The 23,837-nt window shown below is 69.5% G+C and carries 29 protein-coding genes and 1 riboswitch; of the genes, 27 read left to right on the top strand and 2 right to left on the bottom strand.

Annotation, left to right across the window (positions count from 1 at the left end; translation table 11 throughout):
* Nucleotide 1 precedes the first annotated feature (1 nt).
* Entirely contained in the window at nucleotides 2-826 is an 825-nt protein-coding gene (locus JOY88_RS17360) for a FliM/FliN family flagellar motor switch protein (RefSeq protein ID WP_293503882.1), read from the bottom strand.
* 392 nt (nucleotides 827-1,218) lie between these two features.
* A riboswitch (cyclic di-GMP riboswitch) is annotated at nucleotides 1,219-1,316 on the top strand.
* 503 nt (nucleotides 1,317-1,819) lie between these two features.
* Here JOY88_RS17360 and fliE point away from each other — a divergent pair.
* The 17 genes from fliE to JOY88_RS17275 all read left to right on the top strand — a co-directional run bounded on the left by fliE (nucleotide 1,820) and on the right by JOY88_RS17275 (nucleotide 15,237).
* Nucleotides 1,820-2,155 carry a flagellar hook-basal body complex protein FliE gene (gene fliE, locus JOY88_RS17355; RefSeq protein WP_524539232.1) on the top strand — a complete coding sequence of 112 codons (336 nt, stop codon included), beginning with the start codon at nucleotides 1,820-1,822 and terminating at the stop codon, nucleotides 2,153-2,155.
* A 7-nt stretch (nucleotides 2,156-2,162) separates the two neighbouring features.
* Nucleotides 2,163-3,851: a flagellar basal-body MS-ring/collar protein FliF gene (fliF, locus tag JOY88_RS17350; protein WP_293503880.1), complete on the top strand. Its 1,689-nt coding sequence runs from the start codon at nucleotides 2,163-2,165 to the stop codon at nucleotides 3,849-3,851.
* Nucleotides 3,844-4,872 (top strand): flagellar motor switch protein FliG, encoded by a 1,029-nt coding sequence (locus JOY88_RS17345; RefSeq protein WP_293503879.1) that lies wholly within the window; start codon nucleotides 3,844-3,846, stop codon nucleotides 4,870-4,872. The genes fliF and JOY88_RS17345 overlap by 8 nt, the downstream gene beginning before the upstream one ends.
* A gap of 5 nt (nucleotides 4,873-4,877) precedes the next feature.
* Nucleotides 4,878-5,543: a flagellar assembly protein FliH gene (fliH, locus tag JOY88_RS17340; RefSeq protein ID WP_367269816.1), complete on the top strand. Its 666-nt coding sequence runs from the start codon at nucleotides 4,878-4,880 to the stop codon at nucleotides 5,541-5,543.
* Nucleotides 5,540-6,850: a flagellar protein export ATPase FliI gene (gene fliI / locus JOY88_RS17335; RefSeq protein ID WP_293503877.1), complete on the top strand. Its 1,311-nt coding sequence runs from the start codon at nucleotides 5,540-5,542 to the stop codon at nucleotides 6,848-6,850. The genes fliH and fliI overlap by 4 nt, the downstream gene beginning before the upstream one ends.
* On the top strand, nucleotides 6,847-7,275 hold the full coding sequence (locus tag JOY88_RS17330) for a flagellar FliJ family protein (protein ID WP_293503876.1): 429 nt from the start codon (nucleotides 6,847-6,849) through the stop codon (nucleotides 7,273-7,275). Before fliI ends, JOY88_RS17330 begins: the two co-directional genes overlap by 4 nt.
* Before the next feature lie 76 nt (nucleotides 7,276-7,351).
* Nucleotides 7,352-8,725: a flagellar filament capping protein FliD gene (gene fliD, locus JOY88_RS17325; RefSeq protein WP_293503875.1), complete on the top strand. Its 1,374-nt coding sequence runs from the start codon at nucleotides 7,352-7,354 to the stop codon at nucleotides 8,723-8,725.
* A gap of 2 nt (nucleotides 8,726-8,727) precedes the next feature.
* Complete coding sequence (gene fliS, locus JOY88_RS17320) at nucleotides 8,728-9,114, top strand: flagellar export chaperone FliS (RefSeq protein WP_293503874.1); 387 nt, start codon at nucleotides 8,728-8,730, stop codon at nucleotides 9,112-9,114.
* Nucleotides 9,115-9,118: 4 nt separating this feature from the next.
* Complete coding sequence (gene fliT, locus JOY88_RS17315) at nucleotides 9,119-9,421, top strand: flagellar protein FliT (RefSeq protein ID WP_293503873.1); 303 nt, start codon at nucleotides 9,119-9,121, stop codon at nucleotides 9,419-9,421.
* Nucleotides 9,418-10,632 (top strand): flagellar hook-length control protein FliK, encoded by a 1,215-nt coding sequence (locus JOY88_RS17310; protein WP_293503872.1) that lies wholly within the window; start codon nucleotides 9,418-9,420, stop codon nucleotides 10,630-10,632. The genes fliT and JOY88_RS17310 overlap by 4 nt, the downstream gene beginning before the upstream one ends.
* Before the next feature lie 28 nt (nucleotides 10,633-10,660).
* The gene (locus tag JOY88_RS17305; RefSeq protein WP_293503871.1) at nucleotides 10,661-11,137 is read left to right on the top strand and encodes a flagellar basal body protein; all 477 of its coding nucleotides are present in this window, start codon (nucleotides 10,661-10,663) and stop codon (nucleotides 11,135-11,137) included.
* A gap of 11 nt (nucleotides 11,138-11,148) precedes the next feature.
* The gene (locus JOY88_RS17300) at nucleotides 11,149-11,865 is read left to right on the top strand and encodes a FliA/WhiG family RNA polymerase sigma factor (protein WP_524539231.1); all 717 of its coding nucleotides are present in this window, start codon (nucleotides 11,149-11,151) and stop codon (nucleotides 11,863-11,865) included.
* Nucleotides 11,866-11,882: 17 nt separating this feature from the next.
* Entirely contained in the window at nucleotides 11,883-12,812 is a 930-nt protein-coding gene (motA, locus tag JOY88_RS17295) for a flagellar motor stator protein MotA (protein ID WP_293503869.1), read from the top strand.
* Nucleotides 12,802-13,821 carry a flagellar motor protein MotB gene (locus JOY88_RS17290; protein WP_293503868.1) on the top strand — a complete coding sequence of 340 codons (1,020 nt, stop codon included), beginning with the start codon at nucleotides 12,802-12,804 and terminating at the stop codon, nucleotides 13,819-13,821. Before motA ends, JOY88_RS17290 begins: the two co-directional genes overlap by 11 nt.
* A 33-nt stretch (nucleotides 13,822-13,854) precedes the next feature.
* Nucleotides 13,855-14,142: a flagellar biosynthesis anti-sigma factor FlgM gene (gene flgM, locus JOY88_RS17285; protein WP_293503867.1), complete on the top strand. Its 288-nt coding sequence runs from the start codon at nucleotides 13,855-13,857 to the stop codon at nucleotides 14,140-14,142.
* Nucleotides 14,139-14,570 carry a flagellar export chaperone FlgN gene (gene flgN / locus JOY88_RS17280; protein ID WP_293503866.1) on the top strand — a complete coding sequence of 144 codons (432 nt, stop codon included), beginning with the start codon at nucleotides 14,139-14,141 and terminating at the stop codon, nucleotides 14,568-14,570. The genes flgM and flgN overlap by 4 nt, the downstream gene beginning before the upstream one ends.
* Nucleotides 14,557-15,237, top strand: coding sequence for a glucosaminidase domain-containing protein (locus JOY88_RS17275; RefSeq protein WP_293503865.1), 681 nt, complete (start codon nucleotides 14,557-14,559; stop codon nucleotides 15,235-15,237). The genes flgN and JOY88_RS17275 overlap by 14 nt, the downstream gene beginning before the upstream one ends.
* Nucleotides 15,238-15,239: 2 nt before the next feature.
* Here the strand turns inward: JOY88_RS17275 and flgA are convergent, their stop codons facing one another.
* On the bottom strand, nucleotides 15,240-15,938 hold the full coding sequence (flgA, locus tag JOY88_RS17270; RefSeq protein WP_293503864.1) for a flagellar basal body P-ring formation chaperone FlgA: 699 nt from the start codon (nucleotides 15,936-15,938) through the stop codon (nucleotides 15,240-15,242).
* On the opposite strand from flgA, the gene flgB reads away from it, so the two are divergent.
* The 10 genes from flgB to flgK all read left to right on the top strand — a co-directional run bounded on the left by flgB (nucleotide 15,937) and on the right by flgK (nucleotide 23,831).
* Nucleotides 15,937-16,311: a flagellar basal body rod protein FlgB gene (flgB, locus tag JOY88_RS17265; protein WP_293503863.1), complete on the top strand. Its 375-nt coding sequence runs from the start codon at nucleotides 15,937-15,939 to the stop codon at nucleotides 16,309-16,311. The two genes, flgA and flgB, sit on opposite strands and share 2 nt — an antisense overlap.
* 20 nt (nucleotides 16,312-16,331) lie before the next feature.
* On the top strand, nucleotides 16,332-16,757 hold the full coding sequence (flgC, locus tag JOY88_RS17260; RefSeq protein ID WP_293503862.1) for a flagellar basal body rod protein FlgC: 426 nt from the start codon (nucleotides 16,332-16,334) through the stop codon (nucleotides 16,755-16,757).
* Nucleotides 16,757-17,437, top strand: a complete 681-nt coding sequence (locus JOY88_RS17255; RefSeq protein ID WP_293503861.1) for a flagellar hook capping FlgD N-terminal domain-containing protein — start codon at nucleotides 16,757-16,759, stop codon at nucleotides 17,435-17,437. Before flgC ends, JOY88_RS17255 begins: the two co-directional genes overlap by 1 nt.
* A gap of 29 nt (nucleotides 17,438-17,466) precedes the next feature.
* Nucleotides 17,467-18,672: a flagellar hook protein FlgE gene (locus tag JOY88_RS17250; protein ID WP_293503860.1), complete on the top strand. Its 1,206-nt coding sequence runs from the start codon at nucleotides 17,467-17,469 to the stop codon at nucleotides 18,670-18,672.
* Between the two features lie 12 nt (nucleotides 18,673-18,684).
* Nucleotides 18,685-19,422, top strand: coding sequence for a flagellar basal-body rod protein FlgF (locus JOY88_RS17245; RefSeq protein WP_293503859.1), 738 nt, complete (start codon nucleotides 18,685-18,687; stop codon nucleotides 19,420-19,422).
* Between the two features lie 20 nt (nucleotides 19,423-19,442).
* The gene (gene flgG, locus JOY88_RS17240) at nucleotides 19,443-20,231 is read left to right on the top strand and encodes a flagellar basal-body rod protein FlgG (protein ID WP_293503858.1); all 789 of its coding nucleotides are present in this window, start codon (nucleotides 19,443-19,445) and stop codon (nucleotides 20,229-20,231) included.
* The gene (flgH, locus tag JOY88_RS17235) at nucleotides 20,231-20,884 is read left to right on the top strand and encodes a flagellar basal body L-ring protein FlgH (RefSeq protein WP_293503857.1); all 654 of its coding nucleotides are present in this window, start codon (nucleotides 20,231-20,233) and stop codon (nucleotides 20,882-20,884) included. Before flgG ends, flgH begins: the two co-directional genes overlap by 1 nt.
* Before the next feature lie 11 nt (nucleotides 20,885-20,895).
* On the top strand, nucleotides 20,896-22,005 hold the full coding sequence (locus tag JOY88_RS17230; RefSeq protein WP_293503856.1) for a flagellar basal body P-ring protein FlgI: 1,110 nt from the start codon (nucleotides 20,896-20,898) through the stop codon (nucleotides 22,003-22,005).
* A 136-nt stretch (nucleotides 22,006-22,141) separates the two neighbouring features.
* Nucleotides 22,142-22,471, top strand: coding sequence for a hypothetical protein (locus tag JOY88_RS17225; RefSeq protein WP_293503855.1), 330 nt, complete (start codon nucleotides 22,142-22,144; stop codon nucleotides 22,469-22,471).
* Between the two features lie 22 nt (nucleotides 22,472-22,493).
* Nucleotides 22,494-23,831, top strand: a complete 1,338-nt coding sequence (gene flgK / locus JOY88_RS17220) for a flagellar hook-associated protein FlgK (protein ID WP_293503854.1) — start codon at nucleotides 22,494-22,496, stop codon at nucleotides 23,829-23,831.
* Nucleotides 23,832-23,837 lie beyond the last annotated feature (6 nt).

The raw sequence follows: 23,837 nt of genomic DNA, 5'->3' as shown, positions 1-23,837 counted from the left end.
GTCAGTCGGCGTCCGCAAAAGAAGTCAGGCACAGCTTGCCCTGGTGCTCGGCCACCGAGGCGGTGAACAGGCATGAGCCGTCGACCAGCACCTGCGTGGCCTTGGCGTTCAGGCGTACGGGCACGAGGTCGCCGGGCCGCAGGTCCAGCAGCTCGCCCAGCGACAGGGTCTGCTGCAGCAGCCGGGCCTGCAGCTTCACGTCGAGCCGGCGCGCCAGGGCCTGGGGCGGCGCGGTGCGCGGTCGCGGAGCGCGCGGCGGCTGCTCATCTGCCAGGCGCCTGAGCAGCCGGTCCATGCAGGCACTGTCCAGGCCGATGAGGACGGTGCTGGCCAGGCCCTGCCCGGGTTCACTGATGGCGGCCCGCACCATCCAGCTGCCGGGCGCCAGGCCCGGCAACGGGCTGTGGTGCAGCGCGAGGTCCGTCGCGGGCTGGCCCAGCGCCTGTTGCGCGCAACCCAGCATCTGCCGGCACAGCAGCGCCTGCAGGCGCTCCTCGGTGGCGGTTTGCTGTGCGTTTGCCACAGCGGTCGGTGTGGCGCCGTAGCGGTGAGCCATCAGGCTCTGCACCAGGCTGCGCTCCAGCAGGCAGCTCATGCGGCCTTGTGCAGAGTCGCTGACCAGCCAGCGGCCGGCCTCGCCCTGGCCGGGGGCGAGGCTGACCTCGCCGACCTGGTAGTGGGCGCGATAGCGGCGGTTGTGCTGGCGCAGCAGGTCGCCCAGGGCCTCGCGCAACTGCCCGGTGAACTGCGGCAGCAGGTGCACCGGCCGGCCCAGCGTGCGCGGGTCCAGCACGGCTGGGGCAGTGGGGGGGGCAGGGGGGCTCATGGGCGTTGGATGAGTATCAAAACGGCGCGGGCCTGCGCATATTCGGGCAGGTTGGCCGGGTATTGGGGTGTGCGGATTTTGGCGAAGTTTTATAGTCCGGCAAAGAGGGTGGCGGTCATCTGGAAAATACGCGAAGCACCGCCGCGAAAAAAATCACGCGACGCCGCTTTGTGTCGAATTTAAGTCAGTCGCCCGGCCGGTCGTCCTGGTTTCCAGAGCCGCCATTGAACTTGATGCTTGCGGCGCCTCATGCGTGACCAGGCTGCCGGCTATAAATGCGAGGCATGCCTTTTGCTGTGCGCGACATGTGCACAAAATCACGCTCGCGGATAGTGCTGCGCCGCGGTGCAGCAAAAGAACTTGTATCCAACCGTGGGGGCTGGCTACAGTCCGTTCCATCAGGGCACACCCGAGCGAAAGTCGGGGTCGCAAAGCCTCCGGTCTACCATGCGCGGCGCAGGTCGTGCATCACGATAGCGGGGTTGCCAGGCCTGAAGTCTGTCGTGCCACGCGTCGCGTGGTCGTCGTGCTCTCGTCTGCCGGGTCGCATCTTGCGGCCCGTTGTGACCTGCTGGCTATCGCCGGGTTCGCCGCCGACTCACCCGTTGGAGATTGCGACCATGAGCGAGCCGAACCTCTTCACCCTCCTTGCGCTGCCGGCCGGGCCGAGCGGGCGCTGGATGTCGTTCGCCGCATGTCCCGGTCGATCCGCCGTGTTGCCCGACTCCGAATACAAGTCATGAATCTTTGGATTGCATTATAAAAATATTAGAAAACGATGCTGGAAGCGGCAGTTGAGGGGGTGTTGATGATGCTACGCTTCTCGCAAAGATAGTTCCGAGGGAATCTCGGCCGGTAATCGAGTCAAGGGCCGGTCCGAAAATCCAAATCTAAGCCGAACAAAATATGCCCTTGACCGGGCAGGGGGTGGTTTTGCCTGCTGTGGGCCAGCCCTTTGACGCGAAGGAATAGAAAATGGCCGTCAACGCCTCCATGGCGCCTCCGCTGACCTCGGGCATGCTGGCCGAAGTGGCTCGCCTGGATCAGGACGCGCAGCGCCTGGCCGCCAACATCGAGCCGATGCAGGCGCCCGGTGCCGCCGCTGGCGCGGGCGGTTTCGCCGACAGCATGGTGCAGGCGCTGCGCGGCGTGGACGGCCTGGACCAGGACGCCGCGCAGCGCATGGCTGCGGTCGAGACCGGCGAGAGCGACGATCTTGTCGGCGCCATGCTCGCCAGCCAGCAGGCCAGCCTGTCGTTCTCCATGCTCATGCAGGTGCGCAACAAGGTCGTTGGCGCGGTGGACGAGCTGATCAAGCTGCCGCTCTGAGGCCGACATGATGAAAGCCCTGACGGCCCGGCTGGGCCCCACCTGGAACCGCCTCCCGAGCATGCCAAACGGGCTGGCGCGCGGCCTGCTGCCCGTGGTGGGGCTGGCCCTGGCCGGCACCGCGCTGGCGCTGATGCTGATGTGGCGCGACCAGGCCGGCTACAAGCCGGTGTTCGGCCAGCGCGAGCGCGTCGCCACGGCCGAGATGCTGGCGGTGCTGGATGCCGAGCGCGTCGGCTATCGGCTGCATCCCGAGACCGGCCAGGTGCTGGTGCCCGAGTCGCAGCTGGGCCGGGTGCGCATGCTGCTGGCGGCCAAGGGCGTCGTCGCCAAGCTGCCCGCCGGGTTGGAGTTGATGGATCGCAACGATCCGCTGGGCGTCAGCCAGTTCGTGCAGGACGTGCGCTTTCGCCGCGGCCTGGAGGGCGAGCTCGCGCAGAGCATGATGAGCCTGGACGCGGTGGAGTCGGCGCGCGTGCACCTGTCCATCGCCAAGTCCTCATCCTTCGTGCTGGCGGACGGCCAGAAGAGTTCCGCCTCCGTCGTGCTGACACTCAAGCCCGGCCGCACGCTGGGCAACGAGCAGATCGCCGCCGCCATCAACCTGGTGGCCGGCAGCGTCGCTAGCCTGGACCCGGCGCGCGTCAGCCTGGTGGATCAGGCCGGCAACCTGCTGTCTTCGCGCGTGGACCTCAGCGAGGGCTTCGAAGCCAGTCAGGTCACGGACGCTGCCAAGCATTTCCAGGACGAGGCGCGTCGCAACGCGCGCGACCTGCTGGCACCGGTGCTGGGTGACGAGAATTACCGCGTCTCCGTGACGGCCGAAGTCGACAACGACCGTGTCCAGGAGACGCGCGAGCAGTACGGCGACGCGCCGCGCCTGACCAACGAGGCGATGCGCGAGGAGCAGGATCGTGGCCAGCTGGCGCTGGGCATCCCGGGCTCGCTGTCCAATCGCCCAGTCAACGCGCCCAACCCGGCCGCGTCGGCGCCCGGCGACGGCAATGCGACGCAGGCGCACAAGAACGCCTCGACGCGCCAGTACGCCTACGACCGCAGCATCACACAGGTCAAGAAGAGCCGCGGCCGGCTGGCGCGGCTGTCGGTGGCCGTGGTGCTGAACAACGGTGTCGCGCCGGGCGGCGCCAAGGCCTGGACGCCGGACGACATCGCCAAGGTCGAGAAGCTGCTGCACAACGGCCTGGGTATCCACACGGAGCGCGGCGACACGCTGGTCGTCTCGACGCTGAACTTCCCCACGCCTGCGCCGGCCTCGCCCTGGTACGAGCAGCGCGACACGCTGATCGACATCGGCGGCTGGGTCGGCTGGGCGCTGGCCGCCTTGCTGGGCTATCTGCTGCTGGCCCGCCCGCTGCTGCGTCTGGCTCAGCAGTCGGTGACGCAGCGTCGCGCGCTGGCGCCGGGCCAGTTGGAGCCGCACGAGCAGGCGGCACTGGCCGGCGCCGCAGTCGGTGAGCTGGGTGGGTCAGCCGCCAGCGCCGCGCTGCCGGCGCCGGGTGCTCAGGCTGGCGCTGCGCGCCCGATGTCCGTGGTGCCGCTGCTGGAGAACTATGAACTGCCGCCCCCCGGCTCGCCGGTGGATGTCCTGGTCGACCACCTGAAGATCCTCGCCTCCAAGGAGCCGGAGCGCGTCGCCGAGGTGGTGAAGCAATGGGTGCAGAAGAAAAATGCCTGAGGCCACCGAATTCATCCCCGCCACCACGGCCGAAGGCCTGACGCCGGTTGAGCGCGCCGCCATCGTGCTGCTGAGCATGGGCGAGGAGCCCGCCGCGGCGGTGCTGCGCTGCCTGTCGCGCGATGAGCTGCTGGACGTGACGCAGGTGATGTCGCGCATGAGCGGCATCAAGGTCGACTGGGTCAAGACTGCGCTGCAGGGCTTCTTCGACGACTACCGCGAGCAAAGCGGCGTGCACGGCGCGTCGCGCAGCTACCTGAAGCGCTCGCTGGACATGGCGCTGGGCGGCGACATCGCCAACAGCGTGCTGAACAACATCTACGGTGATGCCATCCGCCCCAAGATGCAGCGCCTGCAATGGGCCTCGCCCAAATGGCTGGCCGACCACATCGCCGACGAGCATGTGCGCATGCAGGCCGTGTTCCTGGCTTTCCTGCCGCCCACGTTGGCCAGCGACGTGCTGGGCGCGCTGCCGGCCGCCGGTCGCGACCAGGTGCTGCTCAACGTGGCGCGCCTGTCCGAGGTGGACGCCGACCTGCTGGCCGAGCTGGAGCAGCTTGTCGAGCGCTGCCTGGTTGGACTGGGCCACCAGGGCGCCAACGTCGAGGGCGTGCGCCAGGTGGCGGAGATCCTGAACCGCCTGCCGGACCAGCGCCAGCAGATGGTGGAGCTGCTGCGTGCGCAGGACCCCGACGTCGTCAGCGAGATCGAAGTCAGCATGTACGACTTCTTCATCCTGTCGCGCCAGAGCGAGGCGGTGCTGACCCGCATCATCGAGGAGGTGCCCATCGAGCTGTGGGCGGTGGCGCTCAAGGGTGCCGAGCCCGCGGTGCGCAAGGCCATCCTGGCCGCGATGCCGCGCCGCCAGGCGCAGAGCTTCGAGGACCTGATCCGCCGCAGCGGCCCCATTCCGCTGTCGCGTGCCGAGCAGTCTCGCAACGAGGTCATGACGCTGGTCAAGGGTCTGGTCGACGCCGGCGAGATCCAGGTGCAGCTGTTTGCCGAGGCGACCGTCGAGTGAAGCCCGTGCTGCGTCCCCACCGCTTCCCGCCGCTGGCCCAGCTCAGCGCCGCTCGCGAGCTGGCCGGCAGCTCGCCGGCCCAGCTGCAGCAGGTGCTGGCCCAGGGCTTCCAGGAAGGCCTGGCCAAGGGCTACGAGGAAGGCCATGCCAGCGGCCTGGCCGCCGGCCGCGAGGCCGCCCAGGCGATAGGCCGGGAGGAAGGCCGCGAGCAGGGCCGGCGCGAGGCGCAGGAGCGCTTCGCCACGCTGGCGCGCCCCGTGGACGCGCTGCTGGCCGAGCTGCGCCAGCTGCAGCACGACTACCAGTCGGCGCTGCGCAAGGAGGTGGTGGACCTGGTCGAGAAGGTCGCGCGTCAGGTCATACGCGCCGAGCTGACGCTGCAGCCGACGCAGCTGCTGGCCCTGGTCGACGAGACGCTGGCCAGCATGCCGGTTCGCCGCGAGGGCGTGGAGGTGTTCCTCAACCCGGAGGACCTGCGTCGCATCCAGGACCTGGCGCCCGAGCGCGCCCAGACCTGGACGCTGGTGCCGGACGCCAAGCTGGAAAGCGGCGAGTGCCGACTGCTGGCCGGTGGCCATGAGGCCGATGCCGGCTGCCGCCAGCGCCTGGAGGCCTGCATGGACCAGGTCAAGGCGCAGATGCTGGACCCGGCTGCGGAGAGCGCGCAATGATCGCGGCGGCGCTGCGCCGGGTCGAGCTGGACGAGGTGCCGGTGGCCACGCCAACAGGCCGGCTGGTGGGAGCCTCCGGGCTGCTGCTGGAGAGCGTCGGCTGCGCGCTGCGCACCGGTCAGCGCTGCATGATCGAGGGCGCCGGCGACGAATGGATCGCGGCGCAGGTGGTGGGTTTCCGCGAGGAGGTTTCCTACCTGATGCCGTTCAAGAAGCCCGAGGGCCTCTGCACCGGCGCCCGCGTGCTGCCCGCGCCGGAGCAGCGCGCCCCCATGATCGGCCCGGCCTGGCTGGGCCGCATCGTCAACGGCCTGGGCGAGCCCATTGACGGCCTGGGCCGGCTGACCGGCGAGCATCCGCTGCCGAGCCGCCCGCCCAAGGTCAACCCGCTGAAGAAGACGCCGGTGCACGAGCCGCTGGACGTGGGCGTGCGAGCCATCAATGGCCTGTTGACGCTGGGCCGTGGCCAGCGCGTGGGCCTGATGGCCGGCTCGGGCGTGGGCAAGAGCGTGCTGCTGGGCCTGATCACGCGCCAGACCGTTGCCGACGTGGTTGTCGTGGGCTTGATCGGCGAGCGCGGCCGCGAGGTGCGCGAGTTCATCGACCTCAGCCTGGGCGAGGCGGGTCTGGCGCGCGCTGTCGTCGTCGTGGCGCCGGCCGACGAGTCGCCGCTGATGCGCATGCGCGCCACCGAGCTGTGTCACACCATCGCCGCCCATTACCGCGACCAGGGCCAGCATGTGCTGCTGCTGGTCGATTCGCTGACCCGCTACGCGATGGCCAGGCGCGAGGTCGCGCTGGCGCTGGGCGAGCCGCCGGCCACGCGCGGCTACCCGCCGTCGGTGTTCTCCGTGCTGCCTGAGCTGGTGGAGAGCGCCGGCAACGGCGAGCACACCGAGGGCAGCATGAGCGCCATCTACACCGTGCTGGCCGAGGGTGATGACCAGCAGGACCCGGTCGTGGACACCGCGCGCGCCATCCTGGACGGCCACATCGTGCTGTCGCGCGCGCTGGCCGAGCGTGGCCATTACCCCGCCATCGACGTGTCGCAATCCATCAGCCGCTGCATGGCCCTGGTGGCGGGCAGGGGCCACCAGCAGGCGGCGCGCGAGCTCAAGGCCTTGGCTGCCAAGTACGAACAGGTTCGCGAGCTGATGCCGCTGGGCGCCTACGTGCCCGGCGCCGACCCGCTGACCGACCGCGCCGTGCGGCTGTTCCCCCTGATCGAGTCCTTCCTGCACCAGGGCGTCAGCGAGCCGGCACGGCTGGACGAGACCCTGCAGCGCCTCGCGGAGATCGTGCAATGAAGCAACTGCAGCTGAACCTGCGCCGCCTCGTCGACCTGCGCGGCCGCGAGCTGGAGCGCAACCAGGCCGAGCTGGCCGCCAAGGAGCAGCTGCGCGCGCGCAGCGCCGCCGCCGTGCAGCGGCTTGAGGCGCTGAACGCGCAATTGGGCCCTACCGGTGCGTCTGCCCCCAGCCTGGCCCTCAACGGCGCCGACTACAAGCAGGCGGTCATGCAATGGGCTGACCAGCAGCGCCAGCACCTGGCCGTCCATGAGGCCGACGTGGCCGCCCAGCGCCAGGCCGTGCTGGCCGTGGCGCGCAAGCAGGAGGCCGTGGGCCAACTGTTGGACCGCGTGGGCGAACGCCTGCGGGCCGATGACGAACGGCGCCAACAAAAGGGTCAGGACGATCTGGCCGGCCAGGTCTGGCTGCGGGGGCGGGCATGAAGGGGTTTCTTAAGTTGTCGGTGGCGCGCGTCGTCTTGTCCGGTGGTAGTCCCATTCCCGTCCCGAGGAGCAGCCGATGACCACAACCTACGACCCGACGAGCACCGCCACTTCGCTGGCCAAGGCCTACACCGCGGCCGCGCAGTCGCTGATCGACACCCAGAAGACCGCCGCGACGAGCACTTCCAGTGCGTTGACCAAGCTGCAGAGCGCGCTGTCGAGCTTCCAGACTGCACTGGGCTCGCTCAGCTCCGTCTCCAGCACCAGCAGCCTGCTTAAGATGGGTGCCACGCCGTCGGACACGGCTGTCGCCAGCGCCACGGCCAACGCCAAGGCCGCGCCGGGCAGCTATTCGCTGTTCGTCGAGCAGTTGGCGAGCAACCAGCAGATCGCCTTCAAGGACCTGCCCGCCACGGCGGCCAACGCGGCCGGCAAGATCACGCTGTCGCTGGGCAGCGGCGAGAGCTTCGAGGTGGACCTCGCCGTCGCCGACGTGGACGGCAACGGCACGCTGTCGTATGCCGAGATCGCTCGCGCCGTGAATGCAGCCCAGGGCAACCAGGGCAAGGTCACCGCCATGGTCAGCACCGTCAACGGCAAGTCCAGCCTGATCTTCAGTTCGGGCGTGGGTGGCGCCAGCGGCGAGATCAGCGTCAGCGCCGATGGCAACGTCGATGCGGCGCTGGCCGCCGTGCTGAACGGTCCGCCCCAGGAGCTGGTCGCCGCGCGCGACGCCATCGTCTGGCTGGGCGCCAAGGGCTCGGGTCTGGAGATCCGCCAGAACAGCAACACCATCACCGCCATCGAAGGCGTGACGCTGACGCTGAAGGCCGCCCAGGCCGTCGGCAGCGCCCCGATGACGCTGGCCGTGGCGCAGGACACCAGCGCCACCAAGGACAACATTGCCGGTTTCGTCAACGCCTACAACACGCTGCGCGGCACGCTGGACAGCCTGCTGAAGAGCGGCGGCGAGGGCAGCACGGCCGGTCCGTTGGCCAACGACTCCGGCCTGAAGTCGCTGCGCGACCGACTCGCCAGTCTGCTGCGCCAGGACGTCGGCGGCCTGAACCTGCGTGGCCTGGGCTTCTCGCTGGACCGCGCCGGCAAGCTCAGCCTGGACGGCGACAAGCTCGCCAAGGCCCTGACCACCACCCCCGACGCGCTCGACGGCTTCCTCGGCAAGGCCACCTTGACCAGCCGCAGCGGCCTGCTCGGCAGTCTCGCCAATGCCACCGAGCCATGGACCAACAGCACCGGCGGACTGCTGAAGAAGCGCCAGGACGGCATCGGCGCCCAGCAGCGCGCGCTGAGCGAGCGCCAGACCCGGCTCGACGCCCGCTACGACCAGATGTACGGGCGCTACCTGAAGCAGTTTTCCGCCCTGCAGGCCATGCAGGAGCAGATGTCCAAGACCTCCGGGCTGCTGGACAGCCTTTTCTCATCCAAGTAGTCATGACCTACGACGCCTACCAAAGCTACCAGTCCGTCAACCTGAAGGCCCAGACCGCGCAGGCGTCGCCGGTGCAGCTGGTGCTGGTGCTGATGGACGGCCTGCTTGACGAGCTGGCGCGCGCGCGCGGCCACATCGAGGCCCGCCGCTTCGAGCTCAAGGCGGCCAGCTTGGAGAAATGCGTCGGCATCATCAACGGCATGTCCAGCGCGCTGGACATGGACGCCGGCGGCGAGGTCGTGAACAACCTCGCCCGCCTCTACGACTACTGCGCCGGGCGTCTGTACCGCGCCGGCGTGGAATTGGACGTGGCCATCATCGACGAGGTCCGCAGTCTGCTGGGCCAGATCCGCGAAGGCTGGCAGGGTGTGCAGGCCCGCCATGGATAAGGCGATGCAGCTGCTGCGTCTCGCCCAGGGCCTGCGCCAGGCCGGTCGCCACCGCGACTGGCGGGCGCTGCAGCGCCTGGATGCCGACCTGGGCGCCGCGCTGCGCGGCTGGACGCCGTCCACCGTGCCCAGCGAGCTGGAGCGCCAGGCACTGCGGGCGCTGGGCGAGGCCCATGCCGAGGCGCGCCAGCTCTGCCGCGACGAGATGCAGGCTCTGGAGCAGACCCTGAACCAGATGCGCGAGGGCCGAGAGCGCTGGCGTGCCTATGCCGCCCATGGCGGACAGCAGTTGGAGGACCAGCCATGAACACAGCAGCCCTGCTGCCCACGCCCGCCGCGCGCCCTCAGCGCGGCTTCCTGGCTGAGGTCGACGCCGAGACGACGCTGTCGCCGGACGAAGGCTTCGCCGTCGCGTTGGTGGCCAGCCTGGACGCCGCGGCCGAACCGCCCGTCCCGCCGGTGCCGTTGCCCCTGACGCAGGAGGCCGCAGCGCCAGCCGAGACGCCGGACGGCCAGCAGGCGCTGGACCCGCAATCCGCCTTTGCACTGGCGGCTCTGGGTCTGCTGGCCGTGGCGCTGCCGCCGCAGGCCGTGGCGCCCGCCGTGACAGGCTCCGACGCGATGCCTGCCGCCGAGCCCGCGCCGACCGTGGTGCTGGCGCCGGTGGCCGAAGTGGTGCCGACTGTGGTGTCTGCACTGGTGGCCGAAGCGGTGCCGACGGTGGTGTCTGCACCTGTGGCTGAATCCATGCCGAGGACGGCGCCGGTGCCGGTGCCAGTCGCCCCGTCCGGCGAGCCCCGGCCGGCCCTGGCCACGGATCCGGTCGCACCGGCGCAGGACTCACCGTCGCCGGCTGCAAGCGCTGATGCCTATGCCCAAGCGGTGCCGGCCAGCGCGGCCGCGAAGGCCGAAGAGCCGGCGCCCGAGGCGGATGAGACGACGCAAGCCGCACCGCAGAAGGCAGAGCGTGCCGGCTCCGGCGCCGAGTTGACCGCCGCCGCTCCGATGGCCGCACCACTGCGCCCGGCCGCCGCGCCGGCCATGCTCCAGCCCGCAATCACGCTCAAGGGCGAGCCCACGCAATGGCAGCAGCCGCTGCTGCAGGCGCTGGGTGACCGGCTGCAGCTGCAGATCGCCGCGCGCAGCGACCAGGCCGTCATCCGGCTGGAGCCGCCCATGCTGGGCCAGGTGGAGATCGCCATCCGCCAGCAGGCCGGCGACCTGCAGGTGCGCATCGCTGCCAGCCACGACGAGGTCACGCGCCAGATCCAGCAGGTTGGCGAGCAGTTGCGCCAGAGCCTGGTGCAGCGCCACAGCGGCGACGTCAGCGTGCAGGTACTGCAGCCCGGCGCGGCCAGCCGCGAGGCGGAGGCCCGCGGCGGCGCCCATCAGCAGGCAGCGCGCGACGGCCAGCAGCAGGCGCGCCAGGAACAGCAACAGCAACGCCGCCCGGGGCGCGGCCTGGACGGCGCAGAGGTGGCCAGTTTCGCGGCCGACCTCGCCTCCATGAAGGCCTGATGCGGGTCAAGGGAACGGAAGCAAGACCATGAAGTCCAAACTCAAACTGATCGCCGTGATCGCGCTGGTGGGCCTGCTGGCCGCCGCCGCCGCGGGCGGTGCCGTCTGGTGGGCCATGAACGCCCGCGCCACGCAGGCCGAGCAACCCGAGAGCGCGGCCCAGGCCGACGACGGGAAGCCTGCGCCGGACTACAAGTACGTCACGCTGGAGAAGGTGCTGGTGATGATGCGCGGCAGCGAGGGAGACAGCGTGCCGCACTACCTGGCGATGGACGTGGTGTTCAAGACCCTGCCCGAGCAGGAGAAGCGCGCCAAGGAGCATCTGCCCTTGCTGCGTACCGTGGCGGTGAAGGCCTTGTCGGCCTACACGCTGGAGGGCGCGCGCGCCATGACGGTGCCGCAGTTCGCCGACGTGCTGAACAAGGCCTACCACGACAGCTACGCCGCCGAGCGGCGCGAGGCGCCGTTCGCCGAGGCGCTGATCGGCAAGCTCATCATCGAGTGACGGCCTCGCCCATGCACGCCGCCGCCTACGCCGAGTACGCCCAGCCCAGCGCCAGCTTGCTGGGGCCGGACTTCGAGCGCACCCAGCTGCGCCAGTACGCACCGCTGGTCAAGCGTATCGTGCGCCAGCTCGGCGCCCAGGCCTGCGCCGTGATGGACCGCGAGGACATGGAGCAGATCGGCCTGATGGGCCTGCTGGAGGCGCTGCGCCGCTACGGCCAGCCGGACGAGGCCTTCGGCGCCTTCGCTGCGCTGCGCGTGCGCGGCGCCATCCTCGACGAGCTGCGCCGCCAGGACTGGCGGCCGCGCTCGGTGCGCCAGGAGAGCCACAAGATGCGCGACGCGCTGCGCGCGCTGACCCGCAAGCTGGGCCGTGAACCCAGCGAGGCCGAGATCCTGGCCAACCTCAAGATCACGCCGCAGGCCTACCAGGCCTTCCAGCAGGACGAGGTGGCCGAGGAGCTGGCCAGCTTCGACGAGATGGTGGCCGAGCTGAGCAACCTGCCCAGCGATGCGCGCACGCCCGAGGCCCAGCTGATGGTGACGCGCTCGCTGACCCAGGCGCTGCAGAGCCTCAACGAGCGTGAGCAGAAGGTCATCCAGCTCTATTACGAATTCGACGCCAGCCTGAAGGAGATCGCCGCAGTGCTCGATCTCACCGAGGCGCGCGTCTCCCAGATCAACAAGGCAGCGCTCGGGAAGATGAAAGCCTTCCTGCAGCAGGCCTGAAGCCGAGGAAGAATCCCATGCAGCCCTTTATCGGAATCCTCATCGTCATCGGATGCGTCTTCGGCGGCTTCCTGATCCACGGTGGCAACTTTGCCGTGATCTGGCAGCCGGTCGAGTTGCTGATCATCCTGGGCGCGGGCTTCGGCGCCATCCTGCTGGGCAACCCCAGGCACGTGTTGTCGGAGATGGTGCTGCAACTGCGCAAGGTGGCCGCGCGTCGCAAGAACGGCGAGGAGTTCCAGCGCCAGCTTCTGCTGCTGATGTACGAGCTGCTGCAGACTGCCGCCGGCGGCCTGAAGGCGCTGGACGCCCACGTCGAGGCGCCGCACGAGAGTCCGCTGTTCAAGCGCTACCCGCTGATCCTGGACGAGCCCAAGCTGCTGCACTTCATCGTCGACAACTTCCGCCTGATGGCCATGGGGAAGATCAACGCCCACGAGCTGGAGGGCGTGCTGGAGCAGGAGCTGGAGGCCATCCACGAGGAGCTGAGCCAGCCCGCGCGCTCGCTGGGCAAGATCGCCGAGGCCATGCCCGGATTCGGCATCCTGGCCGCGGTGCTGGGCATCGTGACGGCGATGAGCTCGGTGGCTGATGGCGCCGGCACCGGCGAGATCGCTCTGATGGTGGCCGCCGCCATGGTGGGTACTTTCATCGGCATCCTGTTCTGCTACGGCCTCTTCGATCCGCTGGCCAACATGATGAAGCAGGTGGTTAACGAGGAGATGGCCGCGCTGGAGTCCGTCAAGGTGGTGCTGGTCACGCACGTCGCTGGCAAGCCGCCGCTGCTGGCCATCGATGCCGGTCGCCGCCTGGTGCAGCTCAACATCAAGCCCAGCTTCGCGCTGCTGGAGGGCTGGATCAACAAGCTCAACGATCCGGGCGAGCCGGAAGAGACGCCGCGCCGCCGCGCGACCGACCGCATGCCGGGAGAGCGCAGTGCAGCCTAACGGCAAGCCTGGCCGCGCGGACGGGCAGCACCCCACCGTCGTCAAGCGCGTCTCGCGCAAGTCGCACGACGACGGGCATGGTGGTGCCTGGAAGGTCGCCTTTGCCGACTTCTGCCTGGCGCTGCTGTGCCTGTTCCTGGTCATGTGGCTGCTGGCTTCGCGCAACTCCGAGCGCATGCAGGTGGTGCTGAAGAGCGCAGGCGCCAACCTGCTGGACGAAGGCAACGGCATGACCAACTCGCTGGCCTCGGGTTCGCGCGGCAGCATGATCGAGCGCCACCCGGTGCCAGCCTACGGCGAGGCGCCGGCCCAGGGCCAATCGCACTACAGCCAAAAGACGATAGACAGCCCCGGCCCCGCCGCGCCTGGCAGCCGCGCCAGCTATGAGCGACCGGCCGAGCTGGCGGCGCTGGCCCGAGTCATCGAGCGCGTCAGCGCTGACGAGGGCCTGGGTGGCAACCTGCGGATGGCGGTCACGCCGCAGGGCCTGCGCGTGATGCTGCACGACACGGACTCCAGCGGCATGTTCGAGCGCGGCAGCGCTGCGCCGTCGCCGCGCTTCAAGGCCTTGCTGCAGAAGCTGGGGCCGGTGTTCGCGCAGATGCGCAACCAGCTGCTCATCGTCGGCCACACCGATGCTTCGCAGTACGTGGACCGCGGCCCAAGTGCCTTCTCCAACTGGGCGCTGTCCACGCATCGCGCGATGTCGGCCCGGTTGCATCTGCTGGAGGGGGGCATGCCCGAGAGCAGCGTCATGCAGGTCAGCGGCATGGCCGACAGCGCGCCGCTGGATCCGGACGACCGCTACGCGGCGGTGAACCGCCGCATCGAACTGATGATCCTGACCCCCCGCCAGACCCAGCAGCTTTCGCAGATGTTCGGCGCGCCGGCGCAGAGCGTGCCGCTGGCGCCCAGCGCGGCAGGCGGACAGGGCATGGCCGCGCTGAGCGCCGAATCGGCCGAGGCCGCGCGCGAGCTGCGCCGGGCGTTGCCCGCCGAGAAGGAGTGATCGGCCGTGCGAACCAAGACACGAGGTGACCGAATGAAGATCGTCGCAAACAACGGCCATGCCGTTGACAAGCCCACCGCCCGCAGCGAGCAGCCCGGCGTTGCGAAGACCGGCGGCGGCGCCCCCGCGGTGCTGGGAACGGTCAACGCAGAACTGGAGTCTCGCGTGCTGGGCCCGGCCCAGGAGGCGTTGGCCGCACTGCCCGAGATCGACCAAGCCAAGGTCGATGCGCTGCGCGAGGCGCTGGCACGCGGCGAGATCGGTTTCGATGCCGACCGCCTGGCCCGGCTGATCCAGCGCTACCACGGAGCCGGCCGGTGAAAGGCAAGAGCACCGAGGCGCTGACGCTGCTGCTGCGCGACCTGCAGGCAGACCGCGCGGGCTACGGCCGGCTGCGCGAGCTGCTTGAAGCCCAGTTCCAGGCCGCGCTGCGCCACCAGGCAGAGCCGCTGCAGCGGCTCGCCGACGAGATCGTCGCGCTGGTGGACGAGCTGGATGCCCACACTCGCCAGCGCGGCCTGCTGCTGCGCAAGCTGCTGGGTTCACAGGGCGAGCCCACCATGAGCCGCCTGCTGCAGCGCCTGCCGACCACGGCGGCGCAGGCGCTGGGTGGTCTCTGGACGGCGCTGGAGGAGCAGGTGCGCGAATGCAAGGCGTTGAACCAGCGCAACTGCCAGCTGATCACGGAACAGCAGGCGCTGATGCGCCGCGTGATGGGCGTGGAGGAGGGGCTTTATGCTGAATCCTGATTTCCGTATCGGCGGCACGGATGGCTTCCCGGCCTTGCCGGCCGCGCCGCGCGCCAACGGCGCCGCCGCCGGTTTCGGCGACCTCTACCGCCAGCTCAACGCCGAGGTCAACCACTTCATCGAGCGCGGCGACGTGGCCGGCGCCCTCAGCCCTGAGGCGCAGGTGCGCCGCCTGCAGGTCGGCGCCGTGGAGGCCCCCTCCGCCGAGCAGCAGGCCTGGCTGGAGCGCATCGCGCCGCTGGCCGAGGAGGCCGGCCGCGCGCTGGGCGTGGCGCCCGAGGTGCTGTCCGCACACGCCGCGCTGGAGTCTGGCTGGGGCCAGCGGCCCATCCGCACCGAAGCCGGCGCCGACAGCCACAACCTGTTCGCGCTGAAGGCTACGCCGGCCTGGCGCGGCGACGTGGCCGATGTGCAGACCACCGAATACGAGGGCGGCGTAGCCCAGTCGCGACGCGCGGGCTTCCGCAGCTATGCCGATGCCGGCAGCGCCTTCCGCGATTTCTCGCAGTTGCTCAGCGGCAGCCCGCGATACCAGGGTGCCTTGGGTACCGGCAGCGACGCGCTGGCCTATGGCCGCGCGCTGCAGCAGGGCGGCTATGCCACCGACCCGGCCTATGCCGACAAGCTGGCGCGCGTGGCGGCACAGATCGGCAAGGGGCGGCGTTGATGTCAGCGTACGGGTTCAACCAGGCCGGAGTCCAGCACGCGTGCCGAGATGACGCGGCCGCTGGCGCTGTTGCGCACGCGGACGACTGCGTCGCGCGCGCCGGCGTCCAGCGCCTCGCCGGCACCATGCACCTCGATGCCTTCGCTGCGCGCGACGATGCGAACGTGCTCGCCGCGGCGCACCAGCTGGGCCGGCGTGAGCTGGCGCTTCTGCAGGATCTGACCCGGTCGCAGGCTGCTGCGCGGGGCCTGGCCCAGCGCGTCCTCCAGCCGGCCCAGCGCATCGCTGGCCTGGCTGATGTCGCGGCGCTGCAGTTCGACGTCGTCTTCAGCCAGTGCACGGCCGCTGGCGACGGCCTGGCGGGCCACCAGCACCTCGGCACTGAGGCTGGCGCGCAGCACGAAGCTCTGCGCCGGCAGGGCCGGGCTGGCCGGGCAATGCGCGGCCAGGCGCAGCCGCGACAGGCTGCGCGTGTCCTGCACCGTGACGTCCCAGCCGCCGGCACAGGCCGGTGCCGGGCGGGCAGCCAGCGGCGCGAACTGCAGTTCGGGTGCCACCCAGCCCTCGCGGTCAGCGGTGTCCAGCACGGCGCGGCGGGCCGCGTCCTGCACCTGGGCTTCCAGGCTCGCGGCCAGCACGGGTGCGCCCGGCGCGAGCAGGGCCAGCAAGCACAGCAACAGATTTCTCGGAGAGCGAAGCATGAGCATTGATTTCAGCAAGGCCATGGGCCAGCACGCCGACGCCCTGCGCCTGCGTGCCGAGCGCACCAAGGTGCTGGCCTCGAACATCGCGAATGAAAGTACGCCCGGCTACCAGGCGCGCGACGTGGATTTTGCCGCCACCTTGCGCCAGCTGGGCCAGGACGCCCAGCTCGGCCAAGGCGGCCTGCTGACCGACACCGATGCGGGCGATCTGCAGTACCGCGTGCCCTTCCACGCAGCGCAGGACGGCAACACCGTGGAGCTGGGCGTGGAGCAGGCGGCGTTCGCGCAGAACGCCCAGGACTTCGGCACCAGCCTCACCTTTCTGAACATGAAGCTCAGGGGCCTGGCCAAGGCCATCAACGGGCAGTAACCCAGCACAGGAGCACAGAGATGTCCTTCAGGCAGATCAGCCAGATCGCGGGCTCGGCCATGGCGGCCCAGACCACGCGGCTCAACACCATCGCCAGCAACCTGGCCAACGCGCAGTCGGCCGCCGGCAGCGAGGACGGCGCCTACCGCGCCAGGAAGCCGGTGTTCGCGGCGCTGCCCGCCACCGCGGGGCTGGGCGGCGAGCAGCTTGCCGGCAGCCGCGTGCAGGTGCTGGACGTGGTGGAGAGCGGTGAGCCGCTGCGCCGCGTCTACGAGCCCGAGAACCCGCTGGCCAACCAGGATGGCGAGGTTTTCTACCCCAACGTCAATCCGGTCGCCGAAATGACCGACATGCTGTCCGCCTCGCGCGCCTTCGAGACCAACGTCGAGGTGCTGGGCCGGATCAAGTCCATGCAGCAGTCGCTGCTGAAACTGGGAGAAGGCTGATGAGCACGGCCGTCAACAACAACACCGCCGGCAACGGCAACGCGTCCGGTGCCGACGCCGTGGCAGCCAACGGCGGTGCGGCGCAAATCTCGCAGCTGTTTACGAAGCTGCTGGTCGCGCAGATCCAGTACCAGAACCCGCTGGAGCCCACCGACGCCAGCCAGTTCGTCAATCAGCTGTCGCAGCTCAGCCAGGTCGAGTCGCTGCAGGCGCTGACGACGCAGACGGCCTTCAACAACAGCATCCTGTCCAGCCTGCAGATGCTGAGCCTGGGCAGCCAGGTCGGCGGCACGGTGCATGTCAGCGCCGCCCAGCTGACGCTGGACGGCAGCCCCGTCGAGCTGTCTTTCACGCTGGACAACGCCGCCGCGCCGGCCACGCTCCAGCTGACCGACGCCGCCGGCCGCAAGCGCGAAGTGGACCTTGGCAAGCTCGCGCCGGGCAGCCATGGCTACAAGCTGGACCCCAAGGCCCTGGGCCTGGCCGAAGGCAGCTACTCGATCGCAGTGCTGAACGAATCCAAGCAGAGCGTCACGCCGGAAGTGGTCGGCCGCATCAGCGGCGTGCGCCTGGCCAGCGACGGCAGCGCGCTGGTGCAGCTCGGCGGCCTGGGCGAATTCAATTCGCGCCTCATCACCCAGTTCAAGGGCCAGGTCGCCGCCGCGACCACGACCCACTAACTCTCTCCTCAAGCGACAAGGATCCCATCATGAGTTTTGAAATCGCACGTTCGGGCATCAACGCGGTCAACGGCTCGCTGGAGACCATCAGCCACAACATCGCCAACACCGGCACCTACGGCTACAAGAGCAGCCGCGCCAACTTCTCGGCCATGTACGCCGGCACACAGGCCAATGGCGCCGAGGTTTCGTCGGTGACGCAGAGCATGGCGATGTCCGGCGGCGCGCTGAACACCGGCGGTGGCATGGACGCGATGATCCAGGGCAGCGGCTTCTTCGCCGTGCGCGACGCCTCCGGCCAGACCCTGTTCACTCGCGTGGGCCTGTTCAACGTCGACAAGGACGGCTATGTCGTCGACACGCTGGGCCGCAAGCTGCAGGGCAACAACGCGGTGCTGGACGCCAACGGCCAGCCGGTCGCCGGCGCCGGCCTTGGCGCCTTCGGTGACCTGCGCGTGGGCAACACGCAGGTCGGCGCCGTGGCGAGCGACAAGCTCAGCCTGAACGGCAACCTGTCGGCGGACTGGAGCGTGCCGGCCACGACGCCCTTCAGCATGACCGATGCGACCAGCTACAACAGCTCGGTCACCTCGGTGGTCTACGACTCGCAGGGTGCCAAGCATGCGTTGAGCCAGTACTACGTGAAGACCGGCAGCAACAGCGTCAATGTCTACTACAGCTTCGATGGCGCCGCGCCGGCCGCTGCGGGTTTCCCGCTGACGTTCGGTCCTGACGGCGTCCTCACCAGCGCGCCCACCAACACCTTCAACGTGACGCCGGCCGGCGTCAACCCCATTGCCCTGACCATCGACTACAAGGGCACGACGCAGTACGCCGGCGATACGACGACGCTGACCAACGCCGCCAACGGCAATGCCGCCGGCACGCTGACCGGCACCAGCCTGACGCAGGACGGCAGCGTCATCGCCACGTACAGCAACGGCAAGCAGCAGACGCTGGGGACCGTGGCGCTGGCCAACTTCGCCAACCCCTATGCGCTTCAGGCCGTCAACGACACCAGCTGGAAGGCGACGCCCGACAGCGGCACCGCGCTGTACGCGCGGCCCGGCACGTCGATGACCGGCACGCTGGCCGTGGGCGCAGTGGAGCAGTCCAACGTCGACGTCACCAGCCAGCTCGTGGACCTGATGTCCGCCCAGCGCAACTACCAGGCCAACACCAAGGTCATCTCGACCGAAAGCCAGATGATGCAGGCCCTGATGCAGGCCATCTGAGGCGGTTGAGCCATGGATGCCTTGATCTACACCGCCATGAGCGGCGCCGAGCGGGTGATGCGCGCCCAGCAGGTGCACGCCAACAACCTCGCGAACGCCGACACGGCGGGCTTCCGCGCCAACCTGGAGGTGTCCAACGCTCGTGCGGTGGATGGTGCCGGCTATGCCGCGCGCCACCTCAACCAACTGGCCAGCGACGCCGTCAGCGCCCGCGAGGGCGGCCAGCGCGACACCGGGCGCGAGCTTGATATCGCCATCCAGGGGCCCGGCCTCTTTGCGGTGCAGACGGAGCAGGGTGGCGCCACCGGCGAAGCCTACACGCGCGCTGGTGGCTTCACGCTGGACGCCGAAGGCCGGCTGCTGCTGGGCCAGCGCCCGGTGCTGGGTGAGGGCGGCCCCATCACGCTCCCGCCGTACGCCAAGCTGGAGGTCAGCGCCGACGGCGTCATCTCGGTGCGCAACGGCGACGCGGCGACGCTGCAGGCCGTGGACCGGCTCAAGCTCGTCAAGCCCGAGTTCAGCCAGCTGCGCAAGAACGATCAAGGCCTGCTGGTGGCCCGCGACGGCGCCACGCTGGACGCGGATCCCACCGTGCGGGTGGCCAACGGTCGGCTGGAGGGCAGCAATGTGTCCGCTGTCGAGGAAATGGTCACGACCATGAGCCTGTCACGCGACTTCGAAATCCAGATGCGCTTGTTCAAATCCGCCGACGGCATGGCCGAGGCCGGCAACCGCCTCATCCGCGAATAACTCACCCAAGGAGTCACAAGATGAATCCCGCCATGTGGATCAGCAAGACCGGCGTGCAGGCGCAAGACGCCAAGCTGCAGGCCATTGCCAACAACCTCGCCAACGTCAACACCGTCGGCTTCAAGCGCGACCGCGTGATGTTCGAGGACCTGTTCTACCAGGTCGAGCGCCAGCCCGGCGCGCAGGGCGACGACGGCAACGCCGCGCCGGCCGGCGTGCAGCTGGGCAACGGCACGCGGCTGGTGGGCACGCAGAAGGTGTTCACCAACGGCAGCCTGCAGACCACCGGCCAGAGCCTGGACGTGGCCATCGTGGGCCAGGGCTTCCTTCAGGTCGCCGGCCCCAACGGCCGAGCCGCCTACACGCGCGCCGGCCAGCTGCAGGTCAACACCAACGGCCAGCTGACCAATGCACAAGGCCTGGTGCTGCAGCCCGAGATCACCGTGCCGGCCAACGCGACGGCGCTGACCATCGCCGAGAACGGCGCCGTCACGGCCACCGTGGCGGGCGCGGCCACGTCCACCGAGCTGGGGCAGCTGCGTCTGACCCACTTCATCAACCCCACGGGCCTGCTGGCACTGGGCGACAACCTCTACCAGGAAACCAGCGCCAGCGGCGCGCCGGCCGAGGGCGTGCCGGGCGCGGACGGGCTGGGCAAGATCAAGCAGGGCGCGCTGGAAGGCTCCAACGTGCAGGTGGTCGAGGAGATGGTGGACATGATCGCCGCGCAGCGCACCTACGAGATGAACACCAAGGTGCTGTCGGCGGCCGACAACATGCTGCAGACGCTGGCCCAGGCCGTTCGCTGATGAAGCCGCTGCTTGCCCTGACGCTGCTGGCCGCGCTGGCCGGCTGTTCCGCCTTCGTGCCGGCACCGCTGCCCAGCGCCGAGCCGCCGGCGCTGCCGCAGGCCATGCCTGCGGCGGCGCCGGCGCAGGCCCGCGCCGGTGGCGTGTTCGTGGCCGAGCGCGCCACGCCGCTGACCTCGGACACGCGCGCCTTCCGCCCTGGCGACGTGCTGACCGTGGTGCTGCAGGAGACCACCCAGGCCAGCAAGAAGGCCGACACCACGCTGGGCAAGAAGAGCAGCGCCGACTTCGCCATGGGCATACGCAATATCGGCAGCAGCGGCAATATCGGCAGCGGCCGGGACTTCAACGGCAGCGCCACCAGCAGCCAGCAGAACACGCTCTCCGGCGCCATCACGGTGGTCGTCGGCGAGGTGCTGCCCAACGGTCTGTTGAAAGTGCAGGGCGAGAAGAGCCTCTACATCAACCAGGGCGAGGAGCTGATCCGCCTGGGCGGCTATGTGCGCGCCTCCGACGTCGACAGCGACAACCGCGTCTCGTCCCAGCGCATCGCCAACGCCCGCATCGCCTACGCGGGCCAGGGTGACCTGGCGAACGCGAACACCCCCGGCTGGCTGACGCGCTGGTTCGTCAACCCGTTGATGCCCTTCTGAAGACCGGACTCATGAAGAACCTATTCGCATCGACCGCCGCTGCGCTGGTGCTCGCGCTGCTGGCCCCGGCCGTGCAGGCTGCCCAGGCGCTGGGCCAGCTGGTGCATGTCGAGGGCATGCGCGAGAACCAGTTGCTGGGCTACGGCCTCGTCGTGGGCCTGAACGGCAGCGGCGACAGCACGCAAGTCAAGTTCTCCGGCCAGTCGGTCAACAACCTGCTGAAACAGTTCGGCATCAAGCAGGCTCAGGGTGTGGACCCCAAGTCCAAGAACGTCGCCACCGTGATGGTCAGCGCAAGCTTCCCCAGCGGCTACCGGCGCGGCCAGACCATAGACGTGACCGTGTCGTCCATGGGCGACGCCAAGAGCCTGCGCGGCGGCGTGCTGCTGCTGACGCAGCTGCAGGCGGCCGACGGCGAGGTCTATGCGCTGGCCCAGGGCAACCTGGTGGTCGGCGGGCTGTCCGCGCAGGGGCAGAGCGGCTCCAGCGTCACGGTCAACACGCCCACCACAGGCCGCATTCCCAACGGCGCCAGTATCGAGCGCGAGATCGGCAACGACCTCGCCAGCGGCAGCAGCGTGACGCTCAGCCTCAAGCGCCCCAGCTTCGAGACGGCCACCCGCATCGTGCAGGCCATCAACCAGCGCTTCGGCACCGACATCGCCAGCACGCGCGATGCCACCAGCGTCGAGGTGCAGGCGCCCGAGCAGCCGACCCAGCGCGTGGCCTTCATCGCCCAGCTGCAAGGCCTGGGCGTGGAGGCAGGCAGCGCGCTGCCCAAGGTGGTGTTCAACTCGCGCACCGGCACGGTGGTCATCGCCGAGGGCGTGCGGGTGCGCCCCGCCGCGGTCTCGCACGGCGCGCTGAAGGTGGTCATCAGCGAGCGTCCCCAGGTGAGCCAGCCGGCGCCTTTCGGCCAGGGCCAGACCCAGGTGGTGCCGCAGTCCCGCGTGTCGGTGGACCAGGGCAACGGCCGCATGCTGCGCTGGCCGGCCGGAGCCAGCCTCCAGGCCATCGTCGACACCATCAACAGCATAGGTGCCAATCCCGACGACATCATGGCCATCCTGCAGGCGCTGGACCAGGCCGGCGCCATCGACGGCGAACTGCAGGTGATCTGATGGACCTGTGCCCCTCGCCCGGTCTGCCTCCGCTGAACGCTGGGCGGCCGGGTGGGTGTCGTCCAACGCAGGCGGGCTTGGGAGCGGCCCCGCGCTCGCCCCGGCAATTCCATGTTCCTTGCTCCGGACAATTGACATGAAACTAGACAACGCCCTCACGCCCCAGCACGGCGACGCCGACGCCCGGCTGCGCCAGCGCGCCACCGACGCGGCCGTCAAGTTCGAGGCCCAGTTCATCAAGCAGATGCTGGGCCAGATGCGCGCCGCCACCCGCGAGCTGGCCGACGAGGACAGCCCGCTGAAGAAGAAGACCAGCGAGCCGTTGAACGACCTGGCCGACGGCCTGGTGGCTGATGCGCTGGCCGGCCAGCGCGCCTTCGGCATCGCCGACCTGCTGCTGAAGCAGCTGCTGCCGGCGCCGGATTTAAGTGCCGCCGCCGCCGCGTCGCCTTCCCCTCTGAAGTAGGCCCAGATCCAAGGCAGCCCTCATGAGCATGATCCACAACGCCCTGTCCGGCGCCGTCGCGGCGCAGACGGCGCTCAACACCACCAGCCAGAACATCGCCAACGCGGCGACGCCGGGCTACACCCGCCAGGGCGTGCTGCTGACCTCGCGCCAGGCGCTGGCCGGCGGCATCACGGCAGCCGGCAACGGCGTGCAGGTGTCCTCGCTGCTCCGCTTCGCGGACGGCTACAAGTCGCAGCAGATGTGGAAGGCTGCCTCCGAGTTGGGCCGCTACGACGCTGGCCAGCCCTATCTGAACCAGCTGGAATCGGTGATGTCGGACGACACCTCCAACATCAACAACGCGCTGGACGGTTTCTTCGCGTCGCTCAATGCCGCCAGCGTGCAGCCGGACTCGGCTTCGCTGCGCTCCCAGGTGCTGACCTCGGCGGACACGCTGGTCAAGCGCATCGCCAGTCAGCAGCAGCTCTTCACGACGCAGCACAACGCGCTCAGCGACCAGCGCGGTGCGGCCATCAACCAGGTCAACGGCTACACGGCCGACATCGCGCTGCTGAACCGCCAGATCGCCGCGGCCCAGGCTGGCGGCCTGAACACCTCGGGCCTGCTGGACGCGCGCGACCAGCGCATCGACGCGCTGGCCTCGCTCGTCGGCATGCAGGTGGTGCCGCAGCCCGACGGCACCGTCAACGTGTCGCTGAACAACGGTCAGCCGCTGGTGGTGGGCCGGGATGCGGCGGTCATGGGCCAGTCCTCAGGCCAGCTGGAGCTGCGCTTCGCCAACACCACCTTCGGCGTGGCCAGCCAGGGCCTGGGCGGCCAGCTGGGTGGGGTCATCGACTACGAGAAGCAGGTGCTCGAGCCCATGCAGACCACGGTCAAGGAGCTGGCCGCGGGCATCGCCACTCTGTTCAATAACCAGTTGGCCGCTGCGGGCGGGCCGCCCTTGTTCGTCCTCAATGGCGCCCAACTGGAGCTCTCCACCACCATCACCGCCGGTACGCTCGCCTTCGCGGCGACGGGCGAGGGTGCCGGCGGCGGCGGCAACCTGACGAAGCTGATCGCGCTGAAGGACAGTGCCATCGTCGTGACGCAGTTCGATAGCCAGCCGACCGTGCTGGGCGACATCTACACGCAGTTGGTGGGCACGCTGGGCGTGCGCAGCCAGCAAAACCTGGCGGCGCAGACCACCGCCCAGACCGTGCGCGACCAGTCGCAAGCCAACTGGGCCTCCACAAGCGGCGTCAACACCGACGAGGAGGCCATCAGCCTGATGCAGTACCAACAGCTCTACCAGGCCAACATGAAGGTCATCGCCGCTGCAGGCAAGCTGTTCGACAGCACGCTCGCCGCCTTCTGAACGGAG

This window comes from Roseateles sp., from assembly GCF_019237615.1.
Lineage (GTDB): Bacteria > Pseudomonadota > Gammaproteobacteria > Burkholderiales > Burkholderiaceae_C > Pelomonas.
Note: the sequence above shows the minus strand (reverse complement) of the source record. Positions and strands in the feature narration are given on the sequence as shown.

Bases quoted from the DNA above. Each gene is read 5' to 3' on its own strand.
- JOY88_RS17345 (WP_293503879.1), top strand. From the start codon at position 3,844: ATGCCTGAGGCCACCGAATTCATCCCCGCCACCACGGCCGAAGGCCTG.
- flgK (WP_293503854.1), top strand. From the start codon at position 22,494: ATGAGCATGATCCACAACGCCCTGTCCGGCGCCGTCGCGGCGCAGACG.
- JOY88_RS17330 (WP_293503876.1), top strand. From the start codon at position 6,847: ATGAAGCAACTGCAGCTGAACCTGCGCCGCCTCGTCGACCTGCGCGGC.
- fliF (WP_293503880.1), top strand. From the start codon at position 2,163: ATGATGAAAGCCCTGACGGCCCGGCTGGGCCCCACCTGGAACCGCCTC.
- flgH (WP_293503857.1), top strand. From the start codon at position 20,231: ATGAAGCCGCTGCTTGCCCTGACGCTGCTGGCCGCGCTGGCCGGCTGT.
- flgG (WP_293503858.1), top strand. From the start codon at position 19,443: ATGAATCCCGCCATGTGGATCAGCAAGACCGGCGTGCAGGCGCAAGAC.
- JOY88_RS17360 (WP_293503882.1), bottom strand. From the start codon at position 826: ATGAGCCCCCCTGCCCCCCCCACTGCCCCAGCCGTGCTGGACCCGCGC.
- fliD (WP_293503875.1), top strand. From the start codon at position 7,352: ATGACCACAACCTACGACCCGACGAGCACCGCCACTTCGCTGGCCAAG.
- flgM (WP_293503867.1), top strand. From the start codon at position 13,855: ATGAAGATCGTCGCAAACAACGGCCATGCCGTTGACAAGCCCACCGCC.
- JOY88_RS17225 (WP_293503855.1), top strand. From the start codon at position 22,142: ATGAAACTAGACAACGCCCTCACGCCCCAGCACGGCGACGCCGACGCC.
- flgA (WP_293503864.1), bottom strand. From the start codon at position 15,938: ATGCTTCGCTCTCCGAGAAATCTGTTGCTGTGCTTGCTGGCCCTGCTC.
- flgB (WP_293503863.1), top strand. From the start codon at position 15,937: ATGAGCATTGATTTCAGCAAGGCCATGGGCCAGCACGCCGACGCCCTG.
- JOY88_RS17275 (WP_293503865.1), top strand. From the start codon at position 14,557: ATGCTGAATCCTGATTTCCGTATCGGCGGCACGGATGGCTTCCCGGCC.
- fliE (WP_524539232.1), top strand. From the start codon at position 1,820: ATGGCGCCTCCGCTGACCTCGGGCATGCTGGCCGAAGTGGCTCGCCTG.
- fliS (WP_293503874.1), top strand. From the start codon at position 8,728: ATGACCTACGACGCCTACCAAAGCTACCAGTCCGTCAACCTGAAGGCC.
- JOY88_RS17250 (WP_293503860.1), top strand. From the start codon at position 17,467: ATGAGTTTTGAAATCGCACGTTCGGGCATCAACGCGGTCAACGGCTCG.
- JOY88_RS17245 (WP_293503859.1), top strand. From the start codon at position 18,685: ATGGATGCCTTGATCTACACCGCCATGAGCGGCGCCGAGCGGGTGATG.
- flgC (WP_293503862.1), top strand. From the start codon at position 16,332: ATGTCCTTCAGGCAGATCAGCCAGATCGCGGGCTCGGCCATGGCGGCC.
- motA (WP_293503869.1), top strand. From the start codon at position 11,883: ATGCAGCCCTTTATCGGAATCCTCATCGTCATCGGATGCGTCTTCGGC.
- JOY88_RS17255 (WP_293503861.1), top strand. From the start codon at position 16,757: ATGAGCACGGCCGTCAACAACAACACCGCCGGCAACGGCAACGCGTCC.
- fliI (WP_293503877.1), top strand. From the start codon at position 5,540: ATGATCGCGGCGGCGCTGCGCCGGGTCGAGCTGGACGAGGTGCCGGTG.
- JOY88_RS17305 (WP_293503871.1), top strand. From the start codon at position 10,661: ATGAAGTCCAAACTCAAACTGATCGCCGTGATCGCGCTGGTGGGCCTG.
- JOY88_RS17230 (WP_293503856.1), top strand. From the start codon at position 20,896: ATGAAGAACCTATTCGCATCGACCGCCGCTGCGCTGGTGCTCGCGCTG.
- JOY88_RS17310 (WP_293503872.1), top strand. From the start codon at position 9,418: ATGAACACAGCAGCCCTGCTGCCCACGCCCGCCGCGCGCCCTCAGCGC.
- fliT (WP_293503873.1), top strand. From the start codon at position 9,119: ATGCAGCTGCTGCGTCTCGCCCAGGGCCTGCGCCAGGCCGGTCGCCAC.
- JOY88_RS17300 (WP_524539231.1), top strand. From the start codon at position 11,149: ATGCACGCCGCCGCCTACGCCGAGTACGCCCAGCCCAGCGCCAGCTTG.